The sequence below is a fragment of the Pseudomonas sp. FP453 genome (genome assembly GCF_030687495.1).
GTDB lineage: Bacteria > Pseudomonadota > Gammaproteobacteria > Pseudomonadales > Pseudomonadaceae > Aquipseudomonas.
Map to the genome: position 1 here is coordinate 2,491,275 of NZ_CP117435.1, position 24,855 is coordinate 2,516,129.

General features: G+C 64.9%; 2 protein-coding genes. Both read left to right on the forward strand.

What is annotated here, in order from left to right; translation table 11 throughout:
- Positions 1-206: 206 nt before the first annotated feature.
- Positions 207-11,135: an amino acid adenylation domain-containing protein gene (locus PSH87_RS11420; protein ID WP_370695305.1), complete on the forward strand. Its 10,929-nt coding sequence runs from the start codon at positions 207-209 to the stop codon at positions 11,133-11,135.
- A gap of 3 nt (positions 11,136-11,138) precedes the next feature.
- Entirely contained in the window at positions 11,139-24,692 is a 13,554-nt protein-coding gene (locus PSH87_RS11425) for a non-ribosomal peptide synthase/polyketide synthase (protein WP_305433675.1), read from the forward strand.
- Positions 24,693-24,855: the final 163 nt, after the last annotated feature.

Below are 24,855 nucleotides of genomic sequence, written 5' to 3' on the forward strand. Positions count from 1 at the left end.
AACTGTGCAGGGCGTCGATGTACAAAAGCTTGCCAGACAGGCAGTCGTCTTCGACGCTGATTTCTACTGAGCCGCAATGGCTCTCCGGTTTCTTGTAGGGCGGTTCCACGCAGCCTCCATCCCCCCGCTAATTTTTCCCCCTCCGGTTCGTTTTATAGGGACGACGTGCCTTTGTGCTTCCCGCCTATTGCCCCGGACTCCAAGAAATGAATGCTGAAGACTCCTTGAAACTTGCTCGCCGGTTTATCGGGTTGCCCCTGGAAAAACGCCAACTGTTCCTGCAAGCCTTGCAGAAAGAAGGCGTGGACTTTTCCCGGTTTCCGATTCCGGCAGGGGTGGAGACGGAGGATCGCCAGGCGCTGTCCTACGCGCAGCAGCGCATGTGGTTCCTGTGGCAATTGGACCCGGCCAGCGGCGCCTATAACTTGCCGGGCGCGGTGCGGCTCAAGGGCGCGCTGAACCTGGAGGCCATGGAACAGGCGTTCGCCAGCCTGGTGGCGCGGCACGAAACCTTGCGCACCGTGTTCCAGCGCCAGGCCGATGAGCGCCTGCTGCAAGCCGCCACGCCGACCTCGCTGGTCATCGACCACCTGGATTTCAGCGCCCTGACCGCAGCCGAGCGCGAGCCCGCCGTCAATGCCGCCGCGACCGCACAATCGCTGCACCCGTTCGACCTGGAGCGCGGCCCGCTGCTGCGCGTGCAACTGCTCAAGCTCGACACCCATGAGCACGTGCTGTTGCTGACCCTGCACCACATCGTCTCCGATGGCTGGTCGATGAACGTGCTGATCGACGAATTCATCCGCCTCTACGACGCCCATGAGCGCAACGAAGCACCACAACTGCCGCCGTTGCCGATCCAATACAGTGACTACGCCCTGTGGCAGCGCCGCTGGCTGGAAGCGGGCGAGCAGGCGCGCCAGCTCGACTACTGGCAGGCGCGCCTGGGCGACGAACACCCGGTGCTGGAATTGCCCACCGACCGCTCGCGTCCGGCCATGCCCAGTTACCAGGGCACGCGGCATAATTTCGCGATCGAGCCGGCGCTGGCCGCGCAACTGCGCAGCTGTGCCCAGCAGCACAACGTCACCCTGTTCATGTTGCTGCTCGGCGCCTTCAACGTGCTGTTGCATCGTTACACCGGGCAGGGCGATATCCGTATCGGCGTGCCCATTGCCAACCGCAACCGCAGTGAAGTCGAGGGCCTGATCGGCTTTTTCGTCAACACCCAGGTGCTGCGCACCGAACTCACCGGGCAAACCCGCGTCGGCGAGTTGCTGCAAGGCATCAAGGAGCACGCGCTGGGTGCCCAGGATCATCAGGAGTTGCCGTTCGAGCGCCTGGTGGAAGCGCTGAAAGTCGAGCGCAGCCTCAGCCACACGCCGCTGTTCCAGGTCATGTACAACCACCAGCCGCTGGTGGCGGACATCGCCAGCATCCGCACCGCCTCCGGCCTGGAGCTGGCCGCTGTGGAGTGGCAAGGCCGCACCACCCAGTTTGACCTGACCCTCGACACCTACGAAAAGTCCGGCACCCTGCATGCGGCGCTGACCTACGCCAACGACCTGTTCGACGCGCCCTCCATCGCACGCATGGCCGCGCACTGGATCAGCCTGTTGCAGGCCATGGTTGCCGATGGCGAGCAACGCATTGGCGAGTTGCCGATGCTCAGCGCCGAGGACCGCCACGCGCAGGTCGTCGCCTGGAACCACACCGCCGAGGCCTATCCGACCGAGCGCGGCATTCATCACCTGATCGAAGACCAGGTGCAGCGCACCCCGGATGCTCCGGCGCTGACGTTCGCCAGCTCCACGCTGACCTACGCCCAGCTCGACGCCCGCGCTAACCGGCTGGCCAACCTGCTGCGCGAGAGCGGCGTTGGCCCGGACGTGCTGGTGGGTATCTGCATCGAGCGCTCCATCGACATGGTGGTGGGCCTGCTCGCCATTCTCAAGGCGGGCGGCGCCTATGTGCCGCTGGACCCCGAGTACCCCGAGGAACGCCTGGCGTACATGATCGAAGACAGCGGCATCACGCTGCTGCTCAGCCAGCACAGCCTGCTGGCGCAACTGCCGACCGCAGGCATCCGGGTGATCGCCCTGGACCAGCCCGCGCCGTGGCTTGGCGGCTACAGCGCACAATCGCCTGCCGTGCCGATCCAGGCGCTGAACCTCGCTTACGTGATCTACACCTCCGGCTCCACCGGCAAACCCAAGGGCGCCGGCAACAGCCATCGCGCGCTGGTCAACCGCCTGTGCTGGATGCAGCAGGCCTACGCACTGGACGACAGTGATGCGGTTCTGCAGAAAACCCCGTTCAGCTTTGACGTGTCGGTGTGGGAGTTCTTCTGGCCGCTGATGACCGGCGCGCGCCTGGTGGTCGCCGCCCCTGGCGAACACCGCGAGCCGGCGCGGCTGATCGAGACCATTGGCCGCCACGGCATCACCACCTTGCACTTTGTACCGTCGATGTTGCAGGCGTTTATCCATGAGCCGGGCGTGCACGCCTGCGCCAGCCTCAAGCGCATTGTGTGCAGCGGCGAAGCCTTGCCGCTGGATGCGCAAACCCAGGTCTTCGCCAAGTTGCCCCAGGCCGGCCTGTTCAACCTCTATGGCCCCACCGAAGCCGCCATCGATGTGACCCACTGGACCTGCATCGACGAAGGCGCCGACAGCGTGCCCATCGGCCGGCCAATCGCCAACCTCGCCACCTACGTACTCGACGCCCAACTCAACCCGGTACCGGCCGGCGTGTCCGGCGAGCTGTACCTGGGCGGCACGGGCCTGGCCCGCAGTTATCACCGGCGTCCGGCGCTCACCGCCGAGCGCTTTGTGCCGAGCCCGTTCGTGGCTGGCGAGCGCCTGTATCGCACCGGCGACCGTGTTTGCCAACGCGCCGACGGCGTCATCGAATACCTCGGCCGCCTCGACCATCAGGTCAAGCTGCGCGGCCTGCGCATCGAACTCGGTGAAATCGAGACGCGCCTGATGCAGCACCCCGCGGTGCGTGAAGCCGTGGTGCTGGTGCACGGCGGCAAGCAACTGGTCGCGTACCTCGTCCACGAACAGGACGAGCCCGCCGACCTCAAGGCCTGGCTGCTCGGCAGCCTGCCGGAATACATGGTGCCGACCCACTTCATCGCCCTGGCCAAGCTGCCGGTGACCGCCAACGGCAAGCTCGACCGCAAGGCGCTGCCCTTGCCGGACGCCGCGCCGCAACAGGCCTACAGTGCCCCGGAAAACCCTTTGCAAAGCGCTTTGGCGGCGATCTGGAGCGATGTGCTGGGCATCGCGCAAGTCGGCCTCGACGACAACTTCTTCGAGCTGGGCGGCGACTCGATCATCTCCATCCAGGTGGTCAGCCGTGCCCGACAGGCGGGGATTCGCCTCAGCCCGCGCGACCTGTTCCAGTACCAGAGCGTGCGCAGTTTGGCGCGGGTGGCGAGCTTCGAGCAGGCCACGCTGATCGATCAAGGCCCGGTCAGCGGCGACGTGATCCTGACCCCGGTGCAACATGCCTTCTTCGCCCAGGCGATCCCGGCGCGTCAGCATTGGAACCAGTCACTGCTGTTGACCCCGCGTGAGGCCCTGGAGCCTGCGCGTCTTGCAGCGGCGTTGACCCAGGTGATCAACCATCACGATGCCCTGCGCCTGCGCTTCGTTCAGCAGGCCGATGGTTGGCAGCAAAACCATGCCGCTGCCGTCACCGATTCGGTGTTGTGGCAATCCCGTGCCAGCAGTGATGCCGAACTGGCCGCCCTGTGCGATGAAGCCCAGCGTAGCCTCGACCTGGAACACGGCCCGCTGCTGCGTGCCGCCTTGATCACCCTGGCCGATGGCACCCAGCGCCTGCTGCTGGTGGTCCATCACCTGGTGGTCGATGGCGTGTCGTGGCGCATCCTGCTGGAAGACCTGCAACAGGCTTACAACAGAGCCGCCTTGCCGGCCAAAACCAGCGCCTATCAAACCTGGGCGCAGCAGTTGCAGGCCCACGCCCACAGCCTCGACGCGCAACTGCCGTACTGGCAGGCGCAGTCGGTCGACGCCGACCTGCCGTGTGACAACCCCCAGGGCGGCCTGCAAAACCGTCTGGGCAGCAAAATCGACATCCGTCTCGACGCCGAGCAAACGCGCCAACTGCTGCAAGACGCCCCGGCGGCCTATCGCACCCAGGTCAACGACCTGCTGCTGACCGCGCTGGCGCGGGTGCTCAGCCGTTGGAGCGGCCAGCACGCGGCGCTGATCCAGCTGGAAGGCCATGGTCGCGAAGACCTGTTCGACGGCGTCGACCTGAGCCGCACCATCGGCTGGTTCACCAGCCTGTTCCCGGTGCGATTGCAGGCCGACGGCGAATTGTCGAGCGCGATCAAATCAGTCAAGGAGCAACTGCGCGCCGTGCCCGACAAGGGGCTGGGCTACGGCTTGCTGCGCTACCTGGGCACGCCTGAATCCCGCGAAGCCCTGGCGGGCCTGGTTCCGCCGCGCATCACCTTCAACTACCTGGGGCAGTTCGACCGGCAGTTCGACGCGTCCGCGCTGTTCGTCCCCGCCACACAAGGCAGCGGCCAGGCCCAGGACGCCGAGGCGCCGCTGGCCAACTGGCTGACGCTGGAAGGGCAGGTGTACGGCGGTGAACTGAGCCTGAGCTGGGGCTTCAGCCGCGAGATGTTCCAGGCGTCGACCATTCAACGCCTGGCAGACGATTACCAGCAGGAACTGCGGGCGCTGATCGCCCACTGCCTCGACCCGCAACACGGCGGCCTGACCCCGGCCGACGTGCCTCTGGCATGCCTGACCCAGGCGCAACTGGATGAGTTGGCGCTCACTCCCCGTGGCGTGCAGGACCTGTACCCGCTGTCGCCGATGCAGCAGGGCATGCTGTTCCACAGCCTGTACCAGCAAGGCCAGGACGACATCTACGTCAGCCAGCTGCGCGCCGACATCCACGGCCTCGACGTGCCGCGCTTCCAGCGGGCCTGGGAACAGGTGCTGGCGCGGCACGACATGTTGCGTACCGGGTTCATCTGGCAGGACGCGCAAGCGCAAGCGTTGCAAGCGGTCCATCGGGATGTCGCGTTGCCGTTCGCCGAATACGACTGGCAGGCGCGCCCCGATCAGCAAGCAGCGCTGGACGCACTGAGCGAATCCACCCGCGCCCAGGGTTTTGTGCTGGAACAGGCGCCGCTGCTCAGCCTGAAACTGGTACGCACCGGCCACGACCGCTTCCATCTGATCTACACCAACCACCACATCCTGCTGGATGGCTGGAGCCGTGCGCAGCTGTTCGGCGAAGTCTTGCAGCACTATGCCGGCCAGCCGTTGCCGGCGATCCACGGGCACTACCGCGATTACATCGGCTGGTTGCAGGCGCAGGACGCGTCCCTCAGCGAAGCGTTCTGGAAAAACCAGTTGGCAACGCTGCACACGCCGACGCAACTGGCGCGCGGCGTTTCGACGGCGCCCGCAGCGGCCAAGGGCAGCCAACACCTGCACCTGAGCCCGGCGCACAGCGCGCAACTCAAGGCCTTCGCGCAGTCGCACAAAGTCACCCTCAATACCCTGGTGCAAGCGGCCTGGCTGCTGTTGCTGCAACGCCACACCGGCCAGGATACCGTGGCCTTCGGCGCGACCGTTTCCGGGCGCCCGGCCGGTTTGCCGGGGGTTGAACAGCAAGTCGGCCTGTTCATCAACACCTTGCCGGTCATTGCCACGCCGAGCCCGCAACTGTGGGTCGGCGAGTGGTTGCAACAGGTGCAGGCCCTCAACCTCAGCCTGCGCGAACACGAGCACACGCCGCTGTTCGATATCCAGCGCTGGGCGGGGGCGGGCGGTGTGGCGTTGTTCGACACGCTGCTGGTGGTGGAAAACTATCCGGTCTCCGAGGCGTTGGCCCATGGTGCGCCTGCCGGGCTTGCGTTCAGCAATGTGCAGAACCTGGAGCAGACGCACTATCCACTCACCATCTTGCTCGGCGCGGGGACGACGTTGGAGTTTGAGTTCAGCTTCGATACGCAGCTGTTTGGCGAAGATGAAATCCGCCAACTGACCGGGTCCTTCCAGCACCTGCTGCACGGCTTGAGCCAGCCAGCACCTCGGCGCCTGGGGGATGTACCGGCGCTGACCGACGCCGTACACCAACAGGTGGTCTACGCCTGGAACGCCACCGCCCGCGACTATCCGTTGCAGCATTGCGTGCACCACCTGATCGAAGAACAAGCTGCCCGCACGCCGGATGCGCCGGCGCTGGCCTTCGCGCAACAACGCTTGACCTACGCCGAACTGAACCGCCGCGCCAACCGCCTGGCCCACCGCTTGATCGAAGCCGGCGTGGGCCCGGATGTACTGGTCGGTCTGGCAGTGGAGCGTTCGGTTGAAATGGTCGTGGGCCTGCTTGCCGTGCTCAAGGCCGGTGGCGCCTACGTGCCGCTGGATCCGGAATACCCGCGTGAACGCCTGGCCTACATGCTGGAGGACAGCGGAGTAAAACTGCTGCTGACCCAGGCGCATCTGCAGGCACAGCTGCCGATTCCATCGAGCCTCGAAACCCTGGTGCTGGGCGAGTCAACCTTCGACGGCTACCGCGACGTCAATCCGAACATTGACCTGCACGGCGAAAACCTCGCCTACGTGATCTACACCTCAGGTTCCACCGGCCAGCCCAAAGGCGCCGGCAACCGCCATGCCGCCCTGGCCAACCGCCTGCACTGGATGCAGGAAGCCTACGCGCTGGACGTCAGCGACAGCGTGCTGCAAAAGACCCCGTTCAGCTTCGACGTGTCTGTGTGGGAGTTCTTCTGGCCGCTGATGACCGGCGCCCGCCTGGTGGTTGCCGCGCCGGGCGATCACCGTGATCCGGCCAAGCTGGTCAGCCTGATCAACGCCGAACACATCACCACGCTGCACTTTGTGCCCTCGATGTTGCAGGCGTTCCTGCAAGAGCCGAGCGTTGCCACCTGCCACACCTTGCACCGCATTGTGTGCAGCGGTGAAGCCCTGCCGGTGGACGCCCAGCAGCAGGTCTTTGCCAAGTTGCCCGAGGTCAGGCTCTACAACCTCTACGGCCCGACCGAAGCGGCCATCGACGTGACCCACTGGACCTGCATCGATGAAGGCCGCGATGCCGTGCCGATTGGCCGGCCGATTGCCAACCTCGGTTGCTACATTCTCGACAGCCACTTCGAGCCCGCGCCCGTCGGCGTGCTGGGCGAGTTGTACCTCGGCGGCATCGGCCTGGCGCGCGGGTATCACCGTCGCCCGGCGCTGACGGCCGAGCGTTTCATCGCCCATCCGTTTGTTGCCGGTGAGCGCCTGTACCGCACGGGTGACCTGGCGCGTTACCGCGACGACGGCGTGATCGAATACGCGGGGCGCATCGACCATCAAGTCAAACTGCGTGGCCAACGCATCGAACTGGGGGAAATCGAAGCGCGCCTGCTGGAACACGACACGGTGCGCGAGAGCGCCGTGTTGGCGGTCGATGGCCACTACCTGGTGGCGTATGTGGTGCTGCATGACGCCGCTGATGACTGGCGTGAAGTGCTGGGCACCCATCTGGCCGCGCACCTGCCAGACTATATGGTCCCGGCGCAATGGCTGGCGCTTGAGCGCATGCCCCTGAGCCCCAACGGCAAGCTCGACCGCAAGGCCCTGCCGAAAGTCGACGTGCAGGCGCGTGAATACCTTGCGCCGCACACCGAGCGGGAACAACAGATCGCCGCGATCTGGGCCGAGGTGCTCGGCGTGGCGCAGGTCGGCCTCAACGATCAGTTCTTTGCGTTGGGCGGGCATTCCCTGCTGGCGACCCAGGCCGTGTCGCGCATCCGCCACGATCTCGGCCTCGAGGTGGGCTTGAAAGCCCTGTTCGATCAACCCGTGCTCGGCGATTTTGTCCGCGCACTGGGTGAAACACAGGTGCAGATCAGTCAGATACAGCGCATCGAACGCGACCAGCCGCTGGCCCTGTCCTATGCCCAGGAACGCCAGTGGTTCCTCTGGCAACTGGACCCCCACAGCGCCGCCTATCACGTGCCCAGCGCCTTGCGCCTCAAGGGCCCGCTGGATCACGCCGCCTTGCAGCGCGCCTTCGACACCCTGGCCGCGCGCCACGACAGCTTGCGCACCCATTTGCAGCAGGACGCCGACCGCACGGTGCAAGTGATCCGCCCGCACGTGGCGATCGAACTCACGCTGGTGGACGCCGATGAGGCACGCTTGAAAGCCCTGGTCGAGGCGCGCATCACTGCGCCGTTCGACCTGCGCCAAGGCCCGCTGATGCGCGTCAGCCTGCTGCGTCTGGCGGCGGACGAACATGTGCTGGTGCTGGTGCAGCACCACATCATCTCCGATGGCTGGTCGATGCAAGTGATGGTGGATGAGCTGGTGCAGCTCTACGCCGCCTATAGCCAGGGGCAAACCCTGCAACTGTCGGCGCTGGCGATCCAGTACGCCGACTACGCCGTGTGGCAACGCCAGTGGATGGAAGCGGGGGAGAAGGCCCGTCAGCTCGATTACTGGCGCGAACTGCTCGGCGGCGAACAGCCGGTGCTGGAACTGCCGTTCGATCACCAACGCCCGGCGGTGCCGACCCATCGTGGCGCGCGCCTCAATGTGCCGCTGCCTGCGCAGCTATTGGACGGCCTCAAAGCCCTGGCCCAGCGCGAAGGCGTGACGCTGTTCATGCTGTTGCTGGCGTCCTACCAGGTGCTTCTGCACCGCTACAGCGGCCAGCAGGACATCCGCGTCGGCGTGCCTATCGCCAACCGCAACCGGGTCGAGACCGAGCGCCTGATCGGCTTCTTCGTCAACACCCAGGTGCTCAAGGCGGATATCGACGGGCACACCACCGTGCGTGAACTGCTGGCCCAGGTCAAACAGCGCGCCCTTGAAGCCCAGGCCCATCAGGACCTGCCGTTCGAGCAACTGGTGGAGGCGCTGCAACCGGAACGCAGCCTCAGCCTGAGCCCGCTGTTCCAGGTAGCGTTCAACCACCATATCAGCCTGGCGGGCGGGCATTTGCAGCGCCTGGGCGAGTTGGCTATCAGTCCGGTCGCCTGGGACGAAGCGGTCGCCCAGTTCGACCTGACGCTGGATATCGAAGAGTCGGCCGCGCAACTGCGCGCCTCGCTGAGCTACGCCACCGACCTGTTTGACGCCACGACCATCGAACGCATGGCGCGGCATTGGCAGAACCTGTTGCAGGCGATGGTTGCCGATCAGCAGCAGAACATTGGCCAATTGAAGTTGCTGGATGCGGATGAACAGCAGCACATCCTGCAGCTGTGGGATCGCAGCGAGTCTGGCTTCTCAAGCGCCCGTTTGGTGCATGAACTGTTCGCGGATCGCGCCCGCGAAAATCCCCAGGCGGTAGCGGTCAAGTTCGACACGCAAACCCTCAGCTACGGCGAGCTGGACCGTCAGGCCAACCGCCTGGCCCACGCGCTGATCGCCCGTGGCGTCGGCCCGGAAGTGCGCGTGGCCATCGCCATGCCGCGCTGTGCCGAAAGCCTGGTGGCGTTTCTCGGCGTGATGAAGTCCGGTGGCGTGTATGTGCCGCTGGATATCGAATATCCGCGTGATCGCCTGCTGTACATGATGGAAGACAGCCGCGCGAAATTGTTGCTGACCCACAGCAGCGCGTTGCAGCAATTGCCGATTCCCGACGGCCTGGAGGTGCTGGCGATTGATCGCACCGAGGGCTACGCCGAGACCGCGCCAGAGGTGGAATTGGATGGCGACAACCTCGCTTACGTGATCTACACCTCCGGTTCCACCGGCATGCCCAAAGGCGTGGCGGTTTCCCATGGTCCATTGGTGGCGCACATCATTGCCACCGGCGAACGCTACGAAACCAGCCCAAGCGATTGCGAACTGCACTTCATGTCCTTCGCCTTCGACGGCTCCCACGAAGGCTGGATGCACCCGCTGATCAACGGCGCCAGTGTGTTGATCCGCGACGACAGCCTGTGGCTGCCGGAATACACCTACGCGCAGATGCATCGCCACAACGTGACCATGGCGGTGTTCCCTCCGGTTTATCTGCAACAGCTGGCTGAACACGCCGAGCGCGACGGCAATCCACCGGCCGTGCGGGTTTACTGCTTTGGCGGCGATGCAGTGGCGCAGGCCAGTTACGATCTGGCTTGGCGTGCGCTGAAGCCGACTTATCTGTTCAACGGCTACGGCCCGACGGAAACCGTGGTCACACCGTTGCTTGCTGTGGAAAGCCCGTCGCAGCGATCCATGCGGCGCCGTTTACGCACCCATTGGCACCTTGCTCGGCAACCGCAGCGGCTACGTGCTGGACGCCCAACTCAACCTGCAACCCATCGGCGTGGCCGGCGAGTTGTACCTGGGCGGCGAGGGCGTGGCGCGGGGTTACCTGGAGCGTCCAGCGCTCACCGCCGAACGCTTTGTACCGGACCCGTTCGGCAAACCCGGCAGCCGCGTATACCGCAGCGGCGACCTGACCCGTGGCCGCCCGGACGGCGTGGTCGACTACCTTGGCCGCGTCGATCACCAAGTGAAAATCCGTGGCTTCCGCATCGAACTGGGGGAAATCGAAGCGCGCCTGCGGGAACAGGACAGCGTCGGCGAAACCTCGTCGTCGCGCAAGACGGCCCGACCGGCAAGCAACTGGTGGCCTACGTGGTCCCGGCCGACGCCAACCTGGCCGACACCGCCGCCTTCCGCGACACCCTGCGCCGCGCCCTGAAAACCCGCCTGCCGGACTACATGGTCCCCGCGCACTTCATGTTCCTCGCACAGATGCCCCTGACCCCCAACGGCAAGCTCGACCGCAAGGGCCTGCCCGAGCCGGACGCCAGCCAGTTGCAACAACACTATGTGGCCCCCGAAACCGAGTTGGAACAGCAGGTCGCCGCCATCTGGGCCGACGTGCTGCGCCTTGAGCAAGTGGGCCTGAACGACAACTTCTTCGAAGTCGGCGGCCATTCCTTGCTGGCGATCCAGATCACCTCGAGGGTCCAGGCTGAGCTGGGCCTGGAAGTGCCGCTGGTGGAAGTGTTCCAGACCGAAACGCTGCGCGCCTATGTGCAGGCCGCCGCGACATTCCGTGCCGGCAGCGCGGAAGACTTTGATGATCTTCGTGACTTTTTGAGCGAACTAGAGGCGATTTGAACCATGCTTTCCAACCCTAATATCGACCTGGTGTCGCGCTTTCTTCGCCTGCCTCTGGAACAACGCCAGCAGTTCTACCAACGTTTGCAAACCCGTGGCATGAACTTCGGGCAACTGCCGATTGCCCCGGCCCGCGAGGCCGGTGAAGCGCTGCCGCTGTCCTACGCCCAGGAACGCCAATGGTTCCTCTGGCAACTGGACCCGCACAGCGCCGCCTACCATATCCCCGGCGTGCTGCGCCTGAGCGGGCGCCTGGATAAAAGCGCCTTGCAGCGCAGCTTCGACAGCCTGCTGGCGCGTCATGAAAGCCTGCGCACGCGCCTGCACCTGGACGGCGACAACCGCTCCCAAGTGGTGCTGGCCCACGCCGTCGTCGAGATCGTTGAAAGCGCGGTCAGCGAAGCCGGGCTGCAAGCGCGGGTGCAGGCACTCATCGCCGAACCCTTCGATTTGCAGCAGGGTGCCTTGCTGCGGGTGAACCTGCTCAACCTGGGCGAAGACGAGCAGGTGTTGGTGCTGGTGCAGCACCATATCGTCTCCGACGGCTGGTCCATGGGCGTGATGGTGCAAGAGCTGATGCAGTTCTACGCCGCCTACAGCCAGGGCCAGGACTGCCAGCTCGGCGCGCTGCCGATCCAATACGCCGACTACGCCCTGTGGCAGCGGCGCTGGATGGAAGCGGGGGAGAGGGAGCGCCAGCTCGGTTACTGGCGCGAACAGCTCGGTGGCAGCCAGCCGGTGCTGGAACTGCCGTTCGATCACCCACGGCCGGCGCGCCAGAGTTATCGCGGCGCGCGTCAGGATATGGCGCTGGAACCGGCGTTGGTCGCCGGCCTCAAGGCCCTCGCACAGCGCGAAGGCGTGACCCTGTTCATGCTGTTGCTGGCGTCGTTCCAGACCCTGCTGTACTGCTACAGCGGGCAGTCGGACATCCGTGTCGGCGTGCCCACCGCCAACCGCAACCGCGCCGAGACCGAGCGCCTGATCGGCTTTTTCGTCAACACCCAGGTGCTCAAGGCCGACCTTGACGGCCAGATGACCTTTCGCCAGTTGCTGGCCCAGGTCAAGGAGCGCACGTTGCAGGCCCAGAGTCACCAGGACCTGCCGTTCGAGCAACTGGTGGAAGCGCTGCAACCGGAACGCAGCCTGAGCCACAATCCGCTGTTCCAGGTGATGTTCAACCACCAGGCGCAAACCCGTAAAAACGCCGGCGCGCAGCAATTGCCAGGGCTGGGCGTGACGTCACTGGAGTGGGCCAGCGAGAGCGCGCAGTTCGACTTGAGCCTGGACACCGAAGAAACCGACAGCGGTCTGTGGGCCTCCTGGACCTTTGCCACTGACCTGTTCGAGGCGGCCACCGTGGCGCGCATGGCGCAGCATTGGCAAACCGTGCTGCACGGGATGGTCGCCAGCGCTGGCAACCGTCTCGCGCAACTGACGTTGCTGGCCGACGCTGAACAGCGCGACATGCTGAACGCCTGGAACAGCGGCGGTGCATCCTTCGAAAGCCCGCTGGGTGTGCACGGCCTGTTTGAGGGGCAAGCCCAACGACGTCCCGACGCGATTGCCCTGTGTTTGGATGAGCAGACGCTGACCTACGCCGAACTGAATCGCCAGGCCAACCAGTTGGCCCACTACCTGATCGGCCAGGGCGTTGGCCCGGAAGTCATGGTGGGCGTCGCGGTGGAGCGTTCGTTCGCCATGGTGGTCAGCCTGTTGGCGGTTCTCAAGGCCGGTGGCGCCTATGTGCCGCTGGACCCGCAATACCCGCGCGAACGCCTGCTGCACATGCTCGAAGACAGCCATGTGCGCCTGGTGTTGTGCCAGTCCGCCCAGCAATTGCCGTTGCCCGCTGACGTGGCGCGGCTGGATATCGACAACGCCGCAGACGCGTTGCAGCGGTGTGCCGAGGGCAATCCGCAACGGTCGGTCGACCCACAGAACCTGGCCTATGTGATCTACACCTCGGGCTCCACCGGCAAACCGAAAGGCGTGGCGATCAACCACGCGGCACTGACGGAGTTTTCCAGCATTGCGGCGGGCTATTCGCGGTTGAGAGAGGATGATCGCGTCCTGCAATTCGCCACGCTGAACTTCGATGGCTTCGTCGAACAGCTTTACCCGGCGCTGACCCATGGCGCCACCGTGGTATTGCGCGGTGCCGAGCTGTGGGATAGTGGCCGGTTGTACGCGGAAATCATCCGCCAAGGCATCACCCTGGCCGACTTGCCGACGGCCTATTGGAACCTGTTCCTGCTCGATTGCCTGGCGGCGGGACCGCGTTCTTACGGGGCCTTGCGCCAGATCCATATCGGCGGCGAAGCGATGCCGCTGGATGGCCCGGCGCAGTGGCTCAAGGCGGGTCTTCGCCATGTGCGTTTGCTGAACACCTACGGCCCGACCGAAGCCACCGTGGTATCGAGCGTATTGGATTGCACCAGCGGCGCAGACACCATCGGCGCCACCGCCAGCCCGATTGGTCGTTCGCTGCCGGGGCGTGCGTTGTACGTGTTGGACCGCGATTTGAATCTGGCGCCGTTGGGCGCTGTCGGCGAGTTGTATATCGGCAGCGAGTGCGGCCTCGCTCGCGCTTACCTGAATCGTCCGTTGCTGACCGCTGAGCGTTTCGTCCCCGATCCCTTCGGCGGCGACCGCCTGTACCGCACCGGCGACCTCGCGCGTTACCGCGCCGATGGCGTGATCGAATACGTCGGCCGCGTGGACCATCAGGTGAAAATCCGTGGTTTCCGCATCGAGCTGGGGGAAATCGAGGCGCTGTTGCTGGCCCAGGACGGCGTGCGCGAAACCTTGGTGTTGGCGGCTGACAATCAATTGGTCGCTTATCTTGTGGCCGCTGAAACTGACGCCGAAGCCCTGAAAACCGTGCTGCGCGAGCAACTGCCGGACTACATGGTGCCCGCTCACCTGATTTTCCTCGACCGCATGCCGCTCAACCCGAACGGCAAGCTGGACCGCCAGGCGTTGCCTAAGCCGGACGCCAGCCAGTCGCAACAGGAATGGGTCGCGCCGGTCACCGAACTGGAGCAACAAGTCGCCGCGATCTGGGCCGACATCCTTGGCGCCGAACGCGTCGGCCTGAGCGACCACTTCTTCGAGATGGGCGGCCATTCCTTGCTGGCCATGCAAGTGGTCTCACGCCTGCGCCACGCCCTGGCGCAGGAAGTACCGTTGAAACTGGTGTTCGAACAACCCCGGTTGGCCGGTTTTGTGGCGGCGGTGCAGGCGCTGGAAAGCGTCGAACAGGCACCACCGCTGCTGGCGCGCAACCGCCTGCAACCGCTGCTGCTGTCTTACGCCCAGGAGCGCCAGTGGTTCCTCTGGCAACTGGACCCCGACAGCGCCGCCTACCATATCCCCAGCGCCTTGCGCCTCAGCGGTCAGTTGGACAGCGAGGCCTTGCAGCGCAGCTTCAACACCCTGATTGCGCGCCACGAAAGCCTGCGCACCTATGTGCAGCAAGAAGGCGAGGGCGCGGTGCAGGTGATTGGTGCGCAGGTCACGCTGCCTATCGAGCTGGCCGATATCGACGAGGCCGACCTGCACGCGCGGGTCGCCGCCGAAATCGCGCGGCCGTTCAACCTGCAACAGGGCCCGCTGCTGCGCGTGACCTTGCTGCGCCTGGCGGCGGATGAGCATGTGCTGGTGCTGGTGCAGCACCACATCATCTCCGATGGTGGCTCGATGGCCGTGATGGTGGATGAGCTGGTGCAGCTCTACAGCGCCTACAGCAGGGGCGAAGTGGCGCAGTTGCCGGCGATGCCGATCCAGTACGCCGACTATGCGCTGTGGCAACGCGACTGGATGGAGGCCGGCGAACAGCAACGCCAGTTGAGCTACTGGCGCGACCTGCTGGGCGGCGAGCAACCGGTGCTGGAATTGCCGTTCGATCACCAGCGCCCGGCCCAGCAAAGCCATCGCGGCGCGCGCCTCGACGTGCCGTTGCCGGCGGCGCTGGCAGCCAGTCTCAAAGCCCTGGCCCAGCGCGAAGGCGTGACCATGTTCATGCTGCTATTGGCCTCGTTCCAGACCTTGCTGCACCGCTACAGCGGCCAGCAGGACATCCGCGTCGGCGTGCCTATCGCCAACCGCAACCGGGTCGAGACCGAACGGCTGATCGGCTTCTTCGTCAACACCCAGGTGCTCAAGGCGGATATCGACGGCCAGACCACCGTTGCGCAGCTGCTGCAACAGGTCAAGAGACGGGCGCTGGACGCCCAGGCCCATCAGGACCTGCCGTTCGAGCAACTGGTGGAAGCGCTGCAACCGGAACGCAGCTTGAGCCTCAACCCACTGTTCCAGGTGATGTTCAACTACCAGACCGACGGGCCGCGTGAGCCGCTGGCACTGGCGCACCTGAACATTGAAAACCTGGCCTGGGAGCGGCGCACCGCGCACTTCGACCTCGACCTGGACACCCACGACAGCCGCGACGGCCTGTGGGCGTCGCTGGGCTACAGCACCGACCTGTTCGACGCGCCGACCATTGCGCGCATGGCGCGGCATTGGCAGAACCTGTTGCAGGCGATGGTTGCCGATCAGCAGCAGAACGTGGCGCAGTTGAACCTGCTTGATAGCGATGAGCAGCAGCACATTCTGCAACTGTGGGATCGCAGCGAGTCCGGCTTCTCAAGTGCCCGTTTGGTGCATGAGCTGTTCGCCGACCGCGCCCGTGAAAATCCCCAGGCGGTGGCGGTCAAGTTCGACGCGCAAACCCTCAGCTACGGCGAGCTGGACCGTCAGGCCAACCGTTTGGCCCATGCGCTGATCGCCCGTGGCGTCGGCCCGGAAGTGCGTGTGGCCATCGCCATGCCGCGCTGTGCCGAAAGCCTGGTGGCGTTCCTCGGCGTGATGAAGTCCGGTGGCGTGTATGTGCCGCTGGACATCGAGTATCCGCGTGATCGCCTGCTGTACATGATGGAAGACAGCCGCGCGAAGTTGCTGCTGAGCCACAGCAGTGCGGTGCCGCAACTGCCGATTCCTGAAGGTCTTGCAGTGCTGGCGATTGATCACACCGAGGATTACGCCGAGACGGCGCCGCAAGTGGCGTTGGACGGCGACAACCTCGCCTATGTGATCTACACCTCTGGCTCCACCGGCATGCCCAAAGGTGTCGCCGTCTCCCACGGCCCGTTGGTGGCACACATCATCGCCACCGGCGAACGCTACGAAACCAGCCCGAGCGACTGTGAACTGCACTTCATGTCCTTCGCCTTCGACGGTTCCCACGAAGGCTGGATGCACCCGCTGATAAACGGTGCCAGCGTGCTGATCCGTGACGACAGCCTATGGTTGCCGGAATACACCTACGCGCAGATGCATCGCCACAACGTGACCATGGCGGTGTTCCCGCCGGTGTACCTGCAACAGCTGGCCGAGCACGCCGAGCGCGATGGCAACCCACCGGCTGTGCGGGTCTACTGTTTCGGTGGAGATGCAGTGGCGCAGGCCAGTTACGATCTGGCCTGGCGTGCGCTCAAGCCGACGTATCTGTTCAACGGCTACGGCCCCACTGAAACCGTGGTCACACCGCTGTTGTGGAAGGCCCGCCGTGGCGATCCATGCGGCGCCGTTTACGCACCGATTGGCACACTGTTGGGCAATCGCAGCGGCTACGTATTGGACGCCCAACTCAACCTGCAACCCATCGGCGTGGCCGGTGAGTTGTACCTGGGCGGCGAGGGCGTGGCGCGGGGTTACCTGGAGCGTCCGGCGCTCACCGCCGAACGCTTCGTGCCGGACCCGTTCGGCAAACCCGGCAGCCGTGTGTACCGCAGCGGCGATCTGACCCGTGGCCGCCCGGACGGCGTGGTGGACTATCTTGGCCGCGTCGATCACCAAGTGAAAATCCGTGGTTTCCGCATCGAACTGGGGGAAATCGAAGCGCGTCTGCGGGAGCAGGACAGCGTCGGTGAAACCGTCGTCGTCGCGCAAGACAGCCCGACCGGCAAGCAACTGGTGGCCTACGTCGTGCCCGCCGATGCGCCGCTGGCCAACGAAACCGAGTTCCGCGAAACCCTGCGCCGCGCCCTGAAAACCCACCTGCCGGACTATATGGTGCCGGCGCACTTCATGTTCCTCAGCAAAATGCCGCTGACCCCCAACGGCAAACTCGACCGCAAGGGCCTGCCGCAACCTGATGCCGCGCAGTCCCAAGGCGTGTGGGTCGCGCCGGTCACCGCGTTGCAGCAGCAAGTCGCCGCGATCTGGGCCGATGTGCTCGGCGCCGAACGCATCGGCCTGAGCGATCACTTCTTCGAGCTGGGCGGGCATTCCCTGCTGGCCATGCAAGTAATCTCGCGGGTGCGCCAATTGCTGGCGCGGGAAATCGCCTTGCGTACGTTGTTTGAACAGCCGCAACTGGAAGGTTTCGTCCTGGCCTTGCAGGCCCTGCAAACCGATGAAACGCCGTTGGCGCCGCCGATGCTGGCGGAGGGGCGCGATCAACCGTTGAGCCTGTCCTACGCCCAGGAACGCCAGTGGTTCCTCTGGCAGCTGGAGCCGCAAAGCGCCGCCTATCACGTGCCCAACGCCTTGCGCCTGAGCGGTGAACTGGACCGCGCGGCGTTGCAGCGCAGCTTCGACAGCCTGCTGGCGCGCCATGAAACCCTGCGCACCGTATTTGTCAGCGCCGGCGAGCGCACCTTGCAACAGGTGCTGCCGGCGGCCACGCTGCACATCGACAGCGTTACCCTCGACCACCCGAGCGCCGAACAGGTGCAAGCGTTGGTGGAAGCGGAAATCGCCCGCCCGTTCGATCTGCGCCAGGGCCCGTTGCTGCGGGTCAAGCTGCTGCAATTGAGCGCGCAGGAACATGTGCTGGTGCTGGTGCAGCACCATATCGTCTCGGACGGCTGGTCGATGCAGGTGATGGTCGATGAGCTGGTGCAGTTGTATGCCGCCTACAGCCAGGGCCGTGACCTGCAGTTGCCGGCCATGCCCCTGCAATACGCCGATTACGCGCTGTGGCAACGCGCCTGGATGGACGCCGGCGAGAAGCAACGCCAGCTGAACTATTGGAGCGAGCTGTTGGGCGCCGAGCAACCGGTGTTGGAATTGCCCCTCGACCATCCGCGCCCGGCCGTGCAGAGCTATCGCGGTGCGCGCCTGGACGTGGCGCTGGAGGCGAATACCGTCGCCGGCCTCAAGGCCCTGGCGCAGCGCGAAGGCGTGACGCTGTTCATGCTGTTGCTGGCCTCGTTCCAGACCCTGCTGCACCGCTACAGCGGCCAGTCGGACATCCGCGTCGGCGTGCCGATTGCCAACCGCAACCGCGTGGAGACCGAGCGCCTGATCGGCTTCTTCGTCAACACCCAGGTACTCAAGGCCGATCTCGACGGGCAGATGAGCTTTGCCCAGGTGCTGCAACAAACCAAGCGCCGCGCGCTGGAAGCCCAGGCGCACCAGGACTTGCCGTTCGAACAGCTGGTGGAAGCGCTGCAACCGGAACGCAGCCTGAGCCACAACCCGTTGTTCCAGGTGATGTTCAACCACCAGTCCGAGCTGCGTGTGCAGCGCGGCGAACAACTGCCGGGCCTGCGTCTGGAGGGGTTGGAGTCCAACAACCATCCGGCGCATTTCGACTTGAGCCTGGATACCCAGGCCTCGGCCGATGGCCTGTTTGCGACGCTGACTTACGCCACCGACCTGTTCACCGACGCGACCATCGCGCGCATGGCGCAGCATTGGCAGCACCTGTTGCACGCGGTGGCCGCCGATGCGCACCAACGGGTTGCCGAGCTGGCGCTGCTGGCCGGTGTCGAGCAAGTGCAGTGGAACAACGGCGCTGCGGCATTCCACAGCCCGTTGGGTGTGCACGGGCTGTTTGAGCGGCAAGCACAACGGCGTCCCGACGCGATTGCGCTGTGTCTCGATGAGCAGACGCTGACTTACGCCGAGCTGAATCGGCAGGCTAACCAGTTGGCGCATTATCTGATCGCCCAAGGCGTCGGCCCCGAGGTGTTGGTCGGTGTTGCGGTGGAGCGTTCGTTTGCCATGGTGGTCAGCCTGCTGGCGATCCTCAAGGCCGGCGGTGCCTATGTGCCGCTGGACCCGCAATACCCGCGCGAACGCCTGCTGCACATGCTCGAAGACAGCGGCGTCAGCCTGGTGCTGACCCAATCCCACGTGCCGATGCCGTTGCCCGAAGGGCTGCGCAGCGTGGCGATTGATCAGGTCGTTCTGTTTGCCGAGGATAATCCGCAGGCAGTGGTTGGTCCGCAGAACCTCGCCTATGTGATCTACACCTCGGGCTCCACCGGCAAACCGAAAGGCGTGGCGATCAACCACGCGGCGTTGACCGAGTTTTCCAGCATTGCGGCGGGTTATTCGCGGTTGACCGAGGATGATCGTGTCCTGCAATTCGCCACGTTGAACTTCGATGGTTTCGTCGAGCAGCTGTATCCGGCGCTAACCCATGGCGCGACCGTGGTTTTGCGCGGTGCGGAGTTGTGGGACAGCGGCCGCCTGTACGCGGAAATCATCCGCCAAGGCATCACCCTGGCGGACTTGCCGACCGCCTATTGGAACCTGTTCCTGCTCGATTGCCTGGCAGCGGGGCCGCGTTCTTACGGTGCGTTGCGTCAGATCCATATCGGCGGCGAAGCGATGCCGCTGGACGGTCCGGCGCAGTGGCTCAAGGCGGGTCTTGGTCATGTACGCCTGCTGAACACCTACGGCCCGACGGAAGCCACCGTGGTGTCGAGCGTGCTGGACTGCACCAGCGGCGCGGAAACCATCGGCGCCACCGCCAGCCCGATTGGCCGTTCGTTGCCGGGGCGTGCGCTGTACGTGCTGGATCGCGATTTGAATCTGGCGCCGTTGGGCGCTGTCGGCGAGTTGTACATCGGCAGCGAGTGCGGTCTGGCCCGGGCGTACTTGAATCGTCCGTTGCTGACTGCCGAGCGTTTTGTCCCCGATCCGTTCGGCGGTGATCGCTTGTATCGCACTGGTGACCTTGCGCGTTACCGCGCCGACGGCGTGATCGAATACGTTGGCCGCGTGGACCATCAGGTGAAGATCCGTGGTTTCCGCATCGAACTGGGGGAAATCGAGGCGCTGTTGCTGGCCCAGGAGGGCGTGCGCGAAACTTTGGTGTTGGCGGCTGACAATCAATTGGTCGCTTATCTTGTGGCCGCTGAAACTGACGCCGAAGCCCTGAAAGCCGTGCTGCGCGAGCAACTGCCGGACTACATGGTGCCCGCGCACCTGATCTTCCTCGACCGCATGCCGCTCAACCCGAACGGCAAGCTGGACCGCCAGGCGTTGCCTAAGCCGGACGCCAGCCAGTCGCAACAGGATTGGGTCGCACCGGTCACCGAACTGGAACAACAAGTCGCCGCAATCTGGGCCGACATCCTCGGCGCCGAACGCGTTGGCCTGAGCGACCACTTCTTTGAAATGGGCGGCCACTCGTTGCTGGCGATGCAAGTGATCTCGCGCCTGCGCAATCTGCTCGGTCGCGAAGTGCCGCTGCGCAGCGTGTTCGAACAGCCGCGCCTGCACGGCTTCGTCGCCAGCGTGCTGGCCGACGCCGTGAACGCCCAGCCGTTGGCGCCGCCGATGCTGGCGGTGGGGCGTGAAGAGCCGTTGCCGTTGTCCTATGCCCAGGAGCGCCAGTGGTTCCTCTGGCAGCTGGACCCGCACAGCGCTGCTTACCATATCCCCGGCACCTTGCGCCTGAAGGGGCACCTCGACACGGCCGCGTTGCAGCGCAGTTTCGACACCCTGGTGGCCCGTCACGAAAGCCTGCGCACCCACGTGCAACAGGACGGCGAGCGCGCGGTGCAAGTGATTGCCGCGCACGCCGACGTTGAGATCCTGCGACTGGATGCCGATGAGGCGGGCTTGCAGGCGTTGGTGGAGGCACAGATCGCCGAACCGTTCGACCTGCAACACGGCCCGCTGATGCGCGTGAGCCTGCTGCGTCTGGCGGCGGATGAGCATGTGCTGGTGCTGGTGCAGCACCATATCGTCTCCGATGGTGCGTCGATGCAGGTGATGGTCGATGAGTTGGTGCAACTGTATGCGGCCTTCAGCCAGGGCCAGGCCCTGCAACTGCCGGCCATGGCGCTGCAATACGCCGACTACGCGAGCTGGCAGCGCGGCTGGATGGAGGCCGGCGAAAAACACCGCCAGCTCGACTACTGGCGCGAGCGCCTGGGCGGTGAGCAACCGGTGCTGGAATTGCCGTTGGACCATGCGCGCCCGACCCTGCAAAGCCATCACGGCGCGAGCCTCGACATCAGCGTGCCGCCGGCCTTGCTGGCGAAGCTGCGGCAGGTGGCGCAACGTGAGGAAGTCACGCTGTTCATGCTGCTGCTGGCCTCGTTCCAGACCTTGCTGCACCGCTACAGCGGCCAGCAGGACATCCGCGTCGGCGTGCCGGTGGCCAACCGCAACCGTGAGGAAACCGAGCGCCTGATCGGCTTCTTCGTCAACACCCAGGTGCTCAAGGCCGACATCGACGGGCAACTGACGGTCAGCCAACTGCTGCAACAGGTCAAGCAACGGGCGCTGGAAGCCCAGGCGCACCAGGATTTGCCGTTCGAACAGTTGGTCGAGGCGTTGCACCCCGAGCGCAACCTGAGTTTCAACCCGTTGTTCCAGGTGATGTTCAATCACCAGACCGACAGCGCTGACCAGTTGCAACAACTGCCGGGCCTGGATGTCAGCGGCTTGGAATGGGAAACCCGCACCGCGCAGTTCGACCTGAGCCTCAGCACCCAGGAATCCAGTGACGCGCTGTTTGCCTCGCTGATCTACGCCACTGACCTGTTCGACGCGGCCACCCCGGCGCGGATGGCGCGCCACTGGCTGAACCTGCTGGACGGCATGGCCGGCGATGCACAACAGCGCATTGGCCAGTTGTCGTTGCTGGACGAGACCGAGCAGCAGGGGTTGGTCCACGACTGGAACGCCACTGCACAGACGTATCCGCTGCAACGCGGTGTACACCAACTGATGGAAGAGCAGGTCGCCCGTACCCCGGATGCGCCAGCGCTGGCGTTTGGTGACACGCGCCTGAGCTACGCCGAACTGAACCGCCGCGCCAACCGCCTGGCCCATCGCTTGATCGAAGCGGGCGTGGGGCCGGATGTGTTGGTGGGCGTGGCCGTGGAGCGGTCCATCGAAATGGTCGTCGGCCTGTTGGCGATCCTCAAGGCGGGCGGTGCCTATGTGCCGCTGGACCCGGAGTATCCGCGTGAACGCCTGGCCTACATGCTCGAAGACAGCGGCGTGAAGCTGCTGCTGACCCAGGCGCATTTGCTGGAGCAACTGCCGATTCCGGCGGGGCTGCACAGCCTGGTGCTGGGTGAGTCGTGGTTTGAAGGTTATGGCGAGCACAACCCGGGCATCGTGATCGACCCGGAAAACCTCGCCTATGTGATCTACACCTCCGGCTCCACCGGCCAACCCAAAGGCGCGGGCAATCGCCATTCGGCACTGACCAACCGCCTGTGCTGGATGCAGCAAGCCTATGGTTTGGATGGGCGGGATACGGTGCTGCAAAAGACCCCGTTCAGCTTTGACGTGTCGGTGTGGGAGTTCTTCTGGCCGCTGATGACCGGCGCACGCCTGGTGGTGGCAGCGCCGGGCGATCATCGCGATCCGGCCAGGCTGGTCAGCCTGATCAACGCCGAGCACGTCACCACGCTGCACTTTGTGCCGTCGATGTTGCAGGCTTTCCTGCAAGACCCGGCCGTGTCCACCTGCCACAGCCTGCAACGCATTGTGTGCAGTGGCGAAGCGTTGCCGGTGGATGCTCAGCAGCAGGTCTTTGCGAAACTGCCCGCCGCCGGCCTGTACAACCTGTATGGCCCGACCGAAGCGGCCATCGACGTGACCCATTGGACCTGCGTCGATGAGGGCAGCGACACCGTGCCTATCGGCGAACCCATCGCCAACCTGCGCACCCATGTGCTGGATGCGCAGCTGCTGCCGGTGCCGGTCGGTGTTGCCGGCGAGTTGTACCTGGGCGGCGAAGGCCTGGCGCGCAGTTATCATCGGCGTCCGGCGTTGACCGCCGAGCGTTTTGTGCCATGCCCGTTCCACAGCGGCGCGCGTTTGTACCGCACCGGCGACCGCGTGCGCCAGCGTGGCGACGGGGTGATCGAATACCTCGGGCGCCTCGATCATCAGGTCAAGTTGCGCGGCCTGCGTATTGAGCTGGGTGAAATCGAAGCGCGTCTGCTGGAGCACCCATCGGTGCGCGAAGCCACGGTGCTGGTGGTCGATAACAAACAGCTGGTGGGCTATGTGGTGCTGCACGCCGCCGACGTCGAGTGGCGTGGGGACGTCAGCGGCCATCTGGCCAAGCACTTGCCGGATTACATGGTGCCCGCGCAATGGGTGGTGCTGGAGCAGATGCCGTTGAGTCCCAACGGCAAGCTGGACCGCAAGGCGCTGCCCAAGCCGGATGCCGCTGGCCAAGGCCGTGAATTCGCGGCGCCGCAAACCGCGTTGCAGCAGCGGATTGCAGGGATTTGGGCCGAGGTGCTGGAGGTTGAGCGCGTCGGTGTGCACGACAACTTCTTTGAGTTGGGTGGCCATTCGTTGTTGGTGTTGCTGCTCAAGGAACGGATCAACCGTCTCTGCGGCGCCGCGCTGGCGGTCAACCAGCTGATGCTGAACCCTACGGTGGCCGGGCAAGCCCGTTGCATCGAGGGTGATGCGCCCAGTTCGTTGATCGTGCCGCTCAACAGCCAGACCCAAGGTACGCCGCTGTACCTGTTCCACCCCAGTTTCGGCTCGGTGCATTGCTACAAGCTGATTGCCTTGGCGTTGCGTGAGCAACGGCCGGTGTTCGGCATCATTTGCCGGGCCTTGGTGGAAGAGGACGGCACGGTGCCGGGCTGGACGCAGATGGTCGCGGACTATGCGCAGCAACTGCTGGACGCGCAGCCGCAGGGGGCTTTCCGCCTGGCGGGGTGGTCGCTGGGTGGCAACCTGGCGATGGAAGTGGCTTACCTGCTGGAGCAGGCCGGGCGTACGGTGGAGTTTGTCGGCTGGATCGACGCGCCACCGCCGGCGCGGTTTACCGCGTTCTGGGAGCAGGGCGTTGGGCAGTCGCAGCCGGAATCGAGTGCGGTGGAACGCCGGGCACAGATGATGGAAGTGATGTTCCCGGCGTCTGCCGAGCAGATCCAGGCGCAGTGGCAGCAGGCTCAGCAGGTGGATCACGATGAGGAGCAGCAGTGGCAGCACCTGTGCGACTGGGCGGATGGGGCATTGGGCGCCAGCTTCCAGGCGCTCAAGGCCGAGCTGCAAAGCGGTGGTGAAACCGAGCGGTCGTGGGCGATCAAGCAGATCCTCGATGAGCGTTTGCAGGCTACCGATTTCCGGCCGATCAAGGCCTCGGTCAGTTGCTGGTGGGCGGCGCGCAGCGAAGCGGGGATGCACCAGACGTTGATTGAAAGTGGTTTGCGTGAAGTGATTGGGCAGGCGGGGATCGAGCGTTCGGTGGTGATTGACACGACTCACCACCGGATTGTCGATAATGCCGAGTTCATCAAGAGCCTGGTGGCCGCGCTGGCATAAAAACGGCGGTACAGGCGATATCTCTTTCGCCTGTGCCGCCGCCTTCGCAGCCTCGCTAAAGCTCGACAGCTCCCACAGGGGAGTGGGTTTACAGGCTGTGTCAGGTGTACACCGTTCAAAATGTGGGAGCTGGCTTGCCTGCGATGGCGGCGGCACAGACGAC